This window comes from Achromobacter ruhlandii (assembly GCF_002082135.1).
In the GTDB taxonomy this organism is placed as follows: domain Bacteria; phylum Pseudomonadota; class Gammaproteobacteria; order Burkholderiales; family Burkholderiaceae_B; genus Achromobacter; species Achromobacter ruhlandii.
Window position 1 is genome coordinate 4,255,831 of the sequence record NZ_CP017433.1, and the last position, 11,966, is coordinate 4,267,796.

At 65.4% G+C, this 11,966-nt stretch carries 9 protein-coding genes; 2 read left to right on the forward strand and 7 right to left on the reverse strand.

All coding sequences use genetic code 11. The features are described 5' to 3' along the window. Positions 1-232: 232 nt before the first annotated feature. Positions 233-2,308 (reverse strand): polyphosphate kinase 1, encoded by a 2,076-nt coding sequence (gene ppk1 / locus AruCF_RS19180; protein ID WP_049075370.1) that lies wholly within the window; start codon positions 2,306-2,308, stop codon positions 233-235. Between the two features lie 219 nt (positions 2,309-2,527). Here ppk1 and ppx point away from each other — a divergent pair, with 219 nt between their 5' ends. After that, the gene (gene ppx, locus AruCF_RS19185) at positions 2,528-4,015 is read left to right on the forward strand and encodes an exopolyphosphatase (protein ID WP_049075372.1); all 1,488 of its coding nucleotides are present in this window, start codon (positions 2,528-2,530) and stop codon (positions 4,013-4,015) included. A 163-nt stretch (positions 4,016-4,178) separates the two neighbouring features. Here ppx and AruCF_RS19190 read toward each other — a convergent pair whose 3' ends face one another. From AruCF_RS19190 to AruCF_RS19210, 5 genes are all read right to left on the reverse strand, one after another. Continuing rightward, complete coding sequence (locus AruCF_RS19190; RefSeq protein ID WP_049075374.1) at positions 4,179-4,982, reverse strand: GNAT family N-acetyltransferase; 804 nt, start codon at positions 4,980-4,982, stop codon at positions 4,179-4,181. Positions 4,983-5,198: 216 nt separating this feature from the next. Then, positions 5,199-6,542: a phosphoglucosamine mutase gene (gene glmM, locus AruCF_RS19195; protein ID WP_049075376.1), complete on the reverse strand. Its 1,344-nt coding sequence runs from the start codon at positions 6,540-6,542 to the stop codon at positions 5,199-5,201. Continuing rightward, positions 6,539-7,384, reverse strand: coding sequence for a dihydropteroate synthase (gene folP, locus AruCF_RS19200; RefSeq protein ID WP_049075377.1), 846 nt, complete (start codon positions 7,382-7,384; stop codon positions 6,539-6,541). The genes glmM and folP overlap by 4 nt, the downstream gene beginning before the upstream one ends. A gap of 18 nt (positions 7,385-7,402) precedes the next feature. Continuing rightward, positions 7,403-9,301, reverse strand: coding sequence for an ATP-dependent zinc metalloprotease FtsH (gene ftsH / locus AruCF_RS19205; protein ID WP_049075378.1), 1,899 nt, complete (start codon positions 9,299-9,301; stop codon positions 7,403-7,405). A gap of 229 nt (positions 9,302-9,530) precedes the next feature. Further along, positions 9,531-10,163, reverse strand: coding sequence for an RlmE family RNA methyltransferase (locus AruCF_RS19210; protein WP_006385473.1), 633 nt, complete (start codon positions 10,161-10,163; stop codon positions 9,531-9,533). Positions 10,164-10,181: 18 nt separating this feature from the next. On the opposite strand from AruCF_RS19210, the gene AruCF_RS19215 reads away from it, so the two are divergent. Next, positions 10,182-10,784: a YhbY family RNA-binding protein gene (locus AruCF_RS19215; protein ID WP_049075379.1), complete on the forward strand. Its 603-nt coding sequence runs from the start codon at positions 10,182-10,184 to the stop codon at positions 10,782-10,784. Positions 10,785-10,917: 133 nt separating this feature from the next. Here the strand turns inward: AruCF_RS19215 and greA are convergent, their stop codons facing one another. After that, positions 10,918-11,394, reverse strand: coding sequence for a transcription elongation factor GreA (greA, locus tag AruCF_RS19220; protein WP_006385475.1), 477 nt, complete (start codon positions 11,392-11,394; stop codon positions 10,918-10,920). Positions 11,395-11,966: the final 572 nt, after the last annotated feature.

Genomic DNA, 11,966 nt, shown 5'->3' on the forward strand with positions numbered 1-11,966 from the left:
GCGCGGCCTGGATTGGGAGGGGCCGGTTGGCATGGGGGAGTGGCTTGCTGGTGAGGGATGTGGGGACGGAGTCCGGCTCCCGGGGGCGCCGGTGGCGGACCGGCGGAGCCGGATCCGCGCGGCCTGGATTGGGAGCGCGGTGCCTTGGGGGGTGGTTTTTTGCCGGTGTTGGGGGTCGGGGACGGATAGAAAAGGCCCCGCTGGGCGGGGCCTGGGGGAAGGACGGGCGAGGCTATACGCCCAGCTTCTGCATCAGGTACTGGTGCAGGTTGAAGGGCTCGCGGCGGCTGCGCACGCGGGTGTAGTCGCCGTCGGCCTGTTGCTGCCAGGCCAGCTGGTTGTCGCGCAGGGCGAAGGTGAAGGCTTCGTCGATGACGCGCTTCTTGAGGGTCTTGTCGTAGATCGGGAAGGCGATTTCCACGCGGCGGAAGAAATTGCGGTCCATCCAGTCGGCCGAGGACAGGTACACCGTCTCGGCGCCTTCGGCGTAGAAATAGAACACGCGCGAATGCTCCAGGAAGCGGCCCACGATGGAGCGCACCCGGATGTTCTCGGACAGTCCCGGCACGCCGGCGCGCAGCGCGCAGACGCCGCGCACGATCAGGTCGATTTTCACGCCGGCCTGGCTGGCCTTGTAGAGTTCCTCGATGATCTGCTCTTCCAGCAGCGAGTTCATCTTGGCCATGATGCGCGCGCGCTTGCCGGCCTTGGCGGCGCGAGCCTCGGCGCGGATCAGCGCCACCATCCCTTCATGCATCGTGAAAGGCGACTGCATCAGCGACTTGAGCGCGCGCCGCGCGCCCAGGCCGGTCAACTGCGCGAACACCTTGTCCATGTCCTCGCACAGCTTGGGATCGGCGGTCAGCAGGCCGAAATCGGTGTACAGCCGCGCGGTGCGGGGGTGGTAGTTGCCGGTGCCCAGGTGGGCATAGCGGCGCAGGCGGCCCTTTTCGCGCCGCAGCACCACCGCCATCTTGGCGTGGGTCTTGTGCGCCACGACGCCATAGACCACGTGCGCCCCCACCTCTTCCAGCTTGGAGGCCCAGTTGATGTTGGTCTGCTCGTCAAAGCGCGCCATCAGCTCCACCACCACCGTCACTTCCTTGCCGGCGCGCGCCGCGGCCAGCAGGATCTTCATCAGCTCGGAATCCTCGCCGGTGCGGTAGATGGTCTGCTTGATGGCCATCACGTCCGGATCCAGCGCGGCGGCGGTCAGGAAGTCGATGACGGGCTGGAACGACTGGTACGGATGGTGCAGCAGGCGGTCCTGCTCGGCCACGGCCTCGAACAGCTCGGACGGCTTGTCGCCGACGCGGTCGAACGGCGCCGGCACCGGCGCGCGGTAATCGGGGAACAGCAGGTCGGGCCGGTTGGGCGAATTGCACAACTGCATCAGGCGCGACAGGTTCACCGGGCCCGGCACGCGGTAGGTGTCCTCTGCCTTGAGCGAGAACTCGCGCTGCAGGAAGGTTTCCAGCTCGACCGGCGTCAGCTTGTCGATCTCCAGGCGCACGGCGGCGCCGAAGTTGCGCTGCGACAGCTCGCCCTGCAGGGCGTGGCGCAGGTTGGTGACTTCTTCCTCGTCCACGAACAGGTCGCTGTTGCGCGTCACCCGCCACTGGTAGCAGCCCAGCATCTCCAGGCCCGGAAACAGCTCGCCGACGAAGGCGCGCAGCAGCGAGGTCAGCAGGATATAGCCTTCCGGATGGCCGGACAGCTCCGGCGGCATCTTGATCAGGCGCGGCAGCGCGCGCGGCGCCTGCACCACGGCGATCGAGGCCTGGCGGCCGAAGGCGTCGGCGCCCGACAGCGACACGATGAAGTTCAGGCTCTTGTTGTAGACCCGCGGAAACGGGTGCGCCGGGTCCAGCCCGATCGGCGTCAGCAGCGGCATCACGTCGCGGTTGAAGACCTCGCGCGCCCACTCCTGCTGCTCGGCGTTCCATTCCGACGCATGGTGCAGCGCGATACCCTCCGCCTGCAGCGCCGGCAGGATGGCGTCGTTGAGCAGCGCGTACTGGCGTCCCACCAGCTCATGCACCGCTTGCTGGACGTTCTCGAACGCCTGGTCGGGCGTCATGCCGTCCGGCCCCACCAGGTTGGGCGACTGGCGCTGCTGCTCTTTCAGGCTGGAGATCCGGATCTCGAAGAATTCATCCAGGTTGGAACTGACGATACACACGTAACGCAGCCGTTCGAGCAAGGGGGTGCTCGGGTTTTCCGCCATCGCCAGCACGCGTTCATTGAATTTGAGCAGCGACAACTCGCGATTCAGGAGCAGGGGCTCGGCGGGCGGGCGTGTGGTCATACCGGATTCCATACGTAAGGAAAGCGTGGAGTTTTACTTCAAAAGAGTGACGGTTCTATGACACTGCGCCAAATGCGTAGCGTACGACAAAACCGGGACGCATGGAGCATGGTCTCCCGCACCCAACCCTCTGTTCCATAAGCGAAAACCCGCAAGGGACGGCGCTGTCACATGGGGTCTCTATAATCAGGCCACCTCACAGCCAATATTACGAGCCGCATGGATCAACTTCTGGCCGCCGTGGACCTCGGGTCCAACAGCTTCCGCCTCTCCATCGGACGCATCGTTCAGCAGGACGGTACGCCCCAGATCTACCAGATCGATCGCCTCAAGGAAACCGTCCGCCTCGCCGCCGGGCTGGACGCCGAAAAACGCCTGGGCGATGACGCCATCGAGCGCGCCATCGCCGTCCTGGAACGATTCGGCGACCGCCTGCGCAGTTTCCACCCCAACCGCGTGCGCGCGGTGGCGACCAACACCTTCCGGGTCGCGCGCAATACCCGCGACTTCCTGCCCCGGGCCGAAGCCGCACTGGGCTTTCCGATCGAAGTCATCGCCGGCCGCGAAGAGGCCCGCCTGATCTTCTCGGGCGTGGTCCACACCCTGCCCCCCTCGCCCAACAAACGCCTGGTGATCGACATCGGCGGCGGCTCCACCGAAGTCATCATCGGCAAGGGCCATGAGCCCGGCCTGATGTCCTCGCTCTACATGGGCTGCGTCAGCTACAGCCGCCAGTTCTTCTCGGACGGCATCGTCGATGCCCACCAGATGAAGCAGGCCGAGCTGGCCGCCCGGCGCGAGATCGAGGTCATCGCCAAGCAGTATCGCAAGGCCGGCTGGAAGGAGGCCTACGGCTCGTCCGGCACGGCCAAGGCGTTGTTCGCCATCCTCACGGAAGGCGGCATGTCGGACCGCGGCATCACCCGCGCCGGCCTGAGCAAGCTGAAAGACCGCATCGTGCGCGCCGGCCGCGTCATCCCGTCCGAACTGCCCGGCATCAAGGTCGAGCGCGCCGACGTGCTGCCCGGCGGGCTGGCCATCATGAGCGCACTGTTCGACGAACTCGGCATCGATGTCATGCACACCGGCGACGGCGCGCTGCGCCTGGGCGTGCTGTACGACCTGCTGGGCCGCGACGACGAACACGACAAGCGCGATGAATCGGTGCGCCAATTCATGAAGCGCTACCACGTCGACGTCAACCAGGCGCGCCGTGTGCACCATGCGGCGCTCAGCCTGTTCGACGCGATGATGCCGGAAGGCGCGGAGCGCGCCGAACTGCGTGCCGCCCTGGGCTGGGCCGCCGACCTGCACGAAGTGGGCCTGTCGATCGCTCACAACGCCTATCACAAGCACACCGCCTACGTGCTCGAGAACGCCGACATGCCAGGCTTCTCGCGCGCCGACCAGCAACTGCTGGCGCTGCTGGCGCTGGGACACCAGGGCAAGCTGAGCAAGCTGGAACCCCTGGTGCGCAACCGCGCCCAGTGGATGGCCATCCTCAGCCTGCGGCTGGCGGTGCTGCTGTTCCGCCGCCGCGGCGAGATCGAACCCCTGCCCCTGACCGCCTCCATGCGCAACGATTCGATCGTGGTGCGCGTGAACCGCGACTGGCTCGCGCAACACCCGCTCAGCGACTTCACGCTGCGCGCGGAAGAAGCGGAGTGGTCGAAGGTCGGATTCTCGTTCGAGCTGCTCGAGTTCTGAAAACAACAAGGCCCCGGGATCCGGGGCCTTGTGCCGTGCGACGGCGAACGCTAGAACGGCGACAGGTCGGTCTGGCGGTCGAGCTGCTTGAGCTCCAGACGGAAAGGCCGCGTGGCCCGCCGTATCAGTTTGATCTTCATACGGCGGAACAGGCGGCGCATGATCAGCGCTGACCGGTGGCGGCGGGTTGATCCAGGCCGAAATGGCGGCGGTAGCGCTCGTCCATGCCGTCCATCTTCAGCAGCACCGGAAAATCGGCCGCATTGAAATCGGGATCCCAGGCCGGTTCGCCGCAAACGGTGGCGCCCAGCTTCAGATATCCCTTGATCAGCGGCGGCACGCGCGCCGGCAAGGTGCTGTTGAGCTTTTCCACCGGGTAGCGATGCAACGGCGTGACCCGCGGCTCGCCGTCCCCGGGAATCAGCTTGGACACGGTGCGCCACACTTCGGCCGCCGTGACGCCATCGTCGCGCAGGCTCACGCTGGCGCAGCCCAGCACGTACTGATAACCGCCGCGGCGCAGGTATTCCGCCAGGCCCGACCACAGCAGCATGATGACGGCGCCATTGCGGTAGTCGGCGTGGGTGCAGGATCGCCCCACTTCCACCAGCTCGTCGCGGATGGCGCCCAGGCCGGACAGGTCGAATTCGGATTGCGAGTAGTAACCGCCGGCCTCGCGCGCCTTTTCGGGCGTGAGGATCCGGTAGGTGCCCACGACACGGCCGGTATCGAGCTCGCGCACCATCAGGTGCTCGCAGAAGGGATCGAAGCGGTCGTGCTCGATTCCGTCCTGGGCATCCGGGAAGACCGCACCCATGTCTTCGGTGAAGACGTCGTAGCGCAGGCGCTGGATCTGTTCAATTTCCTCGGCCGTGCGCGCCAGGCCGACCACCAGCACCCTCGCGGCGGGGCCGGTCCACGGTTCTGCGGCATTACGGCTTGGGTTGATGCGTGCTAGTTCCAGCATTGCGCGAAGCTCCTAGAGAGTCCAGTCAGTGTGGACGCCCTGTATGTCAAAGACTTGACCAATATGTTACGTGACTATGAAGTTTAGTTCGGAGCAATGCGGCCCAATTCCTGCAAAGCTCGACAAAACTTTACAAACCAATACGCAATGTTCACAAACAATGGCCATTCATCGCAAAACAATGAATGGCCATGTTCGATCGGGGCAAAAAAGACGTTATCCCAAGCTGGCCGCCAGCTTCTCGGCAGAGGAGACGGCCAGGGCCTCGTCCTCGGCCTCGACCATCAGGCGCAGCTTGGGTTCGGTGCCGGACGCGCGGATCAGGATGCGGCCACGGCCGCCCAACTCGGCTTCCACGGCCTTGCGCGCGGCGCTCAGGCCGGGATGGGTTTTCCAGTCCTGGCCCGGCGCCAGGGGCACGTTGATCATCTTCTGCGGATACATGCGCAGGTCCTTGACCCACTCGGCCATCGTGGTCCGGTTGCGGCGCAGCGCGGTCAGCACCTGCAGCGCGGCCACGATGCCGTCGCCGGTCGAGTGGCAGTCCAGGCACAGCAGGTGGCCGGAGCTTTCGCCGCCGTACAGCCAGCCACGCTCCTGCATCAGTTCGAGTACGTAGCGGTCGCCCACATTGGCGCGTTCGAAGCCCACGCCCAGGCGCTGCAGCTCCCGCTCGAAACCGAAGTTGGTCATCAGCGTGCCCACCACCCCATCGACCTTGCCGCGCTGCATGCGCTCGCGCAGGATGGCGTAGAGCAGTTCGTCGCCGTTGTAGATGCGGCCGTCGCCGTCCACCACCTGCAGGCGGTCGGCATCGCCGTCCAGGGCGACGCCCAGCTGCGCGCCACGCGCCTTCACTTCCTTGGCCAGCAGCTCCGGATGCAGCGCGCCAACACCCTTGTTGATGTTGAAGCCATCCGGGTGCACGCCGATGGCATGCACTTCGGCGCCCAGTTCACGGAACACGTGCGGCGCGATGTTGTAGGCGGCGCCATGGGCGGCATCCACCACGATCGTCATGCCGTTCAGGTCCAGATCGTTGGGGAAGGTGCTCTTGCAGAATTCGATGTAGCGGCCCTGCGAATCCGACATGCGGCGCGCGCGGCCCAGTCCTTCGGAGCTGACGCAGCCCAGCGGCTCGTCCAGGGCGGCCTCGATGGCTGCCTCGATCTCGTCGGGCAGTTTCATGCCCTGGGCCGAGAAGAACTTGATGCCGTTGTCCTGGTAGGGATTGTGCGAGGCGCTGATCACGATGCCGGCGACCAGGCGCAGCGCGCGGGTCAGGTAGGCCACCGCGGGCGTGGGAATCGGCCCGGCCAGCAGCACGTCGATGCCCGCGGCCGACAGGCCGGCTTCCAGCGCCGATTCCAGCATGTAGCCGGAAATGCGGGTGTCCTTGCCGATCACGACCTGCGGCCGGCTGCCGCCGCGCGCCGCGTGTTCATGGGCCAGCACGCGGCCGGCGGCATAGCCCAGGCGCAGGGCGAATTCGGCGTTGATCACCGCGCCGCCGACTTCGCCGCGCACCCCATCGGTACCAAAATACTTGCGTCGAATCATGAAGTGATTGCTCCTTGTTCAGCCGCCTGCCAGACCTTGAGCGCGTCGACCGTGGCCGCCACATCGTGCACCCGCACGATGGAAGCGCCACGGGCCACACAGGCCAGGGCAGCGGCAATGCTGCCGGGCAGCCGGTCGCCGACCGGCCGGCCGGTGGCCTGGCCGATCATGTTCTTGCGCGACAGGCCGATCAGCAATGGATAACCGCCGCTGCGCAGGCTGGACAGCCGGCGCAGCAATTGGAAGTTCTGGTCGGCGGTCTTGCCGAACCCGAAACCGGGGTCCAGCACGATGCGTCGGGGGTCGATCCAGGCGGCGCGCAGCTTCTGCGCCCGCGCCCCCAGAAAGAGACCGATTTCGCCGATCAGGTCGGAATATTCGGGCGGCGTCGCCTGCATGGTGCGCGGCTCGCCTTTCATGTGCATGACGCACAGACCGCAACGCGACTGCGCCACCGCCTCGATGGCGCCGGGCTGCCGGAAGCCGTAGATGTCGTTGATCATGTCGGCGCCGGCATCCAGCGTGGCGCGCATGACCTCGGGCTTGAAGGTGTCGATCGACAAAGGCACGCCGCAGTCGCGCAGCGCCTCGATCACCGGCAGCAGCCTGTCCAGCTCGTCGGCGACCGCCACCGGCTCGGCGCCGGGTCGCGTCGACTCGCCGCCCAGATCGAGGATCTGCGCGCCTTCGTCGATCAGGCGGCGCGCATGCGCCACCGCGGCGTCGGTATCGTCGTGCTGGCCGCCGTCGGAAAACGAATCCGGCGTGACATTGACGATACCCATGACAAGCGGGCGCTCGAGATCAAACTCGAAGCGCCCGCAAAGGAAGTTATTCGCCATAAATCAGGACGAAAGACCTCAGACCGCGGCTGCCGTGTTACCGCCGGCGGCCAGGCCGGTCGGAGGCGTATCCGACGTATCCGACGGACCTTGCGGCGTCTTCGGGGGACGCGGCGGGCGGCCCTCGATGATGTCGTTGATCTGGTCGGCGTCGATGGTTTCCCATTCGAGCAGCGCGGCGGTCATGGCTTCGACCTTGTCGCGGTTGTCTTCCAGGATCTTGCGCGCGACGCCGTATTGCTCGTCGATGATGCGGCGGATCTCGGAGTCCACCTTCTGCATGGTGGCTTCGGACATGTGCGTGGTCTTGGTGACGCTGCGGCCCAGGAACACCTCGCCTTCGTTCTCGGCGTAGACCATCGGACCCAGCTCGTCGGTCATGCCGTAGCGCGTGACGATGTCGCGGGCGATGGCCGTGGCGCGTTCGAAGTCGTTCGAGGCGCCGGTGGTCATCTGGTTCATGAAGATCTCTTCGGCGATGCGGCCGCCGAACAGCACGGCGATGGTCGACAGCAGGCGGCTCTTGTCCATGCTGTAGCGATCGCTTTCCGGCAACTGCATCGTCACGCCCAGCGCACGTCCGCGCGGGATGATGGTGACCTTGTGGACCGGGTCGGTCTTGGGCAGCATGCGCGCCACGATGGCATGGCCGGATTCGTGGTACGCGGTGTTCTTGCGTTCCTCTTCGGGCATGACGATCGAGCGGCGCTCGGCGCCCATGATGATCTTGTCCTTGGCCTTCTCGAAGTCCGACATATCGACCGTGCGGCCGTTGCGGCGCGCGGCGAACAGCGCGGCTTCGTTGACCAGGTTGGCCAGGTCGGCGCCGGAGAAGCCCGGGCAGCCGCGCGCCAGGATGGTCGCGTCGACGTTGGGCGACAGCGGCACCTTGCGCATGTGGACCTTCAGGATCTGCTCGCGGCCGCGGATATCGGGCAGCGGCACCACGACTTGGCGGTCGAAGCGGCCCGGACGCAGCAGCGCCGGATCCAGCACATCGGGACGGTTGGTGGCGGCGATCACGATGACGCCCTGGCCCGACTCGAAGCCGTCCATTTCCACCAGCATCTGGTTCAGCGTCTGCTCGCGTTCGTCGTTGCCGCCGCCCAGGCCGGCGCCGCGCTGGCGACCGACGGCGTCGATTTCGTCGATGAAGATGATGCAGGGCGCGTGCTTCTTGGCGTTCTCGAACATGTCGCGCACGCGGGCCGCGCCCACGCCGACGAACATTTCAACGAAGTCCGAACCGGAGATGCTGAAGAACGGCACCTTGGCTTCGCCGGCGATGGCCTTGGCCAGCAGCGTCTTGCCGGTGCCGGGCGAGCCGACCATCAGCACGCCGCGCGGGATGCGGCCGCCCAGCTTCTGGAACTTGCTCGGGTCGCGCAGGAAGTCGACCAGTTCCTGGACGTCTTCCTTGGCCTCATCGCAGCCGGCGACGTCGGCGAAGGTGATCTGGTTGGTGTTCTCGTCGAGCATGCGGGCGCGCGACTTGCCGAAGCTGAACGCGCCGCCCCTGCCGCCGCCCTGCATCTGGCGCATGAAGAACACCCACACGCCGATCAGCAGCAGCATGGGGAACCAGGACACGAAGATGCTCATGAGCAGCGACTGCTCTTCGCGCGGCTTGCCCGACACCTGCACGCCATACTTGAGCAGGTCGGAAACCATCCAGAGGTCGCCCGGCGAGGTCAGCGTGTAGGCGCGGCCCGCGTCCGGCGTGACGTAGAGCACGTCGCCGCCAGGGCCACCTTGCACGTCCACCTTGCGGATACGGCCCGCCTTGGCGTCGTCCATGAACTGCGTGTAGGTCACGCCGTCCTGGGTCTGCGCGCGTCCGTCGAACTGCTTGAAGACCGTGAATAGCACCAGGGCTATCACCATCCAGACGGCGACTTTCGAAAATGAATTATTCAAGGTCGATCTCCTGCTTTCGATTCCGACCGGCGACCGCGCACCCGCATATGGCACAGTCACAAGTATGTCAATAGCCCATTCTACCCTGTCGGACCGGGTTGCGTCCTGGGAAGGGGCGGGGCCGCTAAGTTACGTCTGATTCGTGATTTTGCTGGTCTTTGTCTCGGCAGGCCGGCCGTCGTCGGACCGGTAGGTTCTTGTGACACCGGGGCAGGTGCCCCGGCGCGGGTTATTTCAGATCGCGGGCAACCAGAAAGGTTTCGGAGGACTTGTCCCGCGATGCCTTCGGCTTGCGCTCGACCACCCGCTTGAAGTGCTGTTTGTAGGACTCCACGATCTGCGAAAAGCCGGTTCCGTGGAATGCCTTGACGATCAGCGCCCCGTTGGGCTTGAGGTGGGCAAGGGAAAACTCCATCGCCAGCTCGCACACGTGCTGGATGCGCGCGGCGTCGGCGATACCCACGCCTGACAAGTTGGGGGCCATGTCGGAGATTACAAGGTCCACCGCGCGCGATCCGACCATGTCTTCTAGTTGTTTCAAAATGTCATCCTCGCGGAAGTCGCCCTGGATGAATTCGACGCCCGCCACGGGCTCCATGGGCAGCATGTCCAGGGCGATGATGCGCCCGTCCACCACGCCGCCCGGACCCGCCAGACGCTCGCGCGCCACCTGCGACCAGCTGCCGGGGGCCGAGCCCAGGTCGACGACCAGGTCGCCACGCCGCAGCAGCTTCTCGGTGTCGAGAATCTCGATCAGCTTGAAGGCGGCGCGGGCCCGGTAGCCCTTCTGTTGCGCCATCTTCACATAGGGATCGTTGATGTGCTGGTGAATCCAGTCTTTGGAGAATTTATTCTTGGCCATTACCGTACAATTCCACGCATGCCTATATTAGAACTTACCTCTCGTGAGCGCAGCGACCTTCGGTCCGCCGCTCACCCTCTGCGCCCCGTCGTCCTGATCGGCGACAACGGCCTGACCGAAGCCGTGCTCAAGGAAATCGACCTGGCACTCACTTCCCACGGCCTGATCAAGGTCCGGGCCGGCGGCGACGATCGCGAGGCCCGCGAGGCCATGCTCTCGACCATCTGCGACACTCTGTCCTGCGCCCCGGTGCACCACCTGGGCAAGACCCTGATCCTGTTCCGCCCGCTGGCCGGCAACATCAAGCCGCCCGTGCTGGCTGCCCTTGAGCCGGAACGTCCCGCCAAGCGCCGCGCCTCCGAGCCGCATACGCCCAAGAAGCTGGCCGCCGAAGGCAAGACCCTGGCCAAGCGTCCGCGCCGTTCCGAAACGGAAGAGCCCAAGCCGAAGACCCGCTTCGTGCCGCAGGACCAGCTCAACAAGAACGGCAAGCCGATGCGTCCCAGCAACAAGAAGACCGCCTCCGGCAGCCACGGCATCCCGCGCCGCGCCGGCAGCGCGCTGAGCCTGCGCGCCGGGGCACGCAGCGGCACCAGCCGCAAGTCGTCGCCCAAAAGGTAGTCCGGACAGTTCCGCCGGGCACAAAAACGGGCGCTTTACGCGCCCGATCCACCATAGCGTTCCGCAGTGTTGCCGTACCGGATACCCGGCGCGGGCTAGGGTGTTTTGCTGATTTTACCGCTCAGAGCCAGCGTCAGATGTAACGCACGCTCAGTACTTCATATTCGCGAACGCCGGCCGGGGCCTTGACCTCGACCACATCGCCTTCGCTCTTGCCGATCAGCGCGCGGGCCACGGGGCTCGACACGGAGATCAGGTTCGACTTGATGTCGGCTTCGACGTCGCCGACGATCTGGTACGTCACGCGATCGCCCGAATCCAGGTCTTCGATGTCGACGGTGGCACCGAACACGGCGCGACCTTCGGCCTCGAGCGAGGTCGGATCGATCAGGTGGGCATTGGAAAGCGTGCCCTCGAGCTCGGCGATCCGGCCTTCGATGAAACCCTGGCGCTCGCGAGCCGCATCGTACTCGGCGTTCTCCGACAGATCGCCCTGCGCGCGCGCTTCGGCGATAGCGTTGATGACGGCGGGACGTTCCACGGTTTTCAGCCGCTGGAGCTCTTCTTGCAAGCGCTCGGCCCCGCGCACGGTCAAAGGAATGGCAGACATGTCGTTTCCCAAACAAAAGTAGAAAACGCCCCCGACGGAGCGTTCTCGGTGTGAAGGTCTTGGACCTGACGCATGGGCGCCGTCGGAAGCGGACTCGTGACGGGCATCGCCAGGAACGGAACGGCCAGGGGCGGGCAAAGCTGAACCCGATGGATCCCCTTGCGCCCGCTCGGGCCGGCCCGCCGGACGAATGCGGCAAGCTGCGACCAAAACAAAACCCCGGCTCGGGTCGGAACCGGGGCAATCAAGGTCATATTGTGGTCAAAGTCCGCCGGAATTGCAAGCCACCGGAGAAACCGGCGTTTTCGGCGCATTTCGCCGCCGTAACCCGCTAGAACCCGTCGTTTGCGCGCCCGCGCCCGACGTTGCATAAAAGATACTCGACGGTAGGGATAAACCCGGCCACGGGGGATTATCCAGGGGGCACATGTAAAAACGGAAGGTCGTATTCAATAAAAAAGGTATAACCGACAAACTGGCCCATTAATAACAATTAAATACATGCCGGTATGCGCCGGCATTTTCTGTTTTTAGCGAGGGGATGCGCGGGCCGGCCATTTTCCGGCCACCGC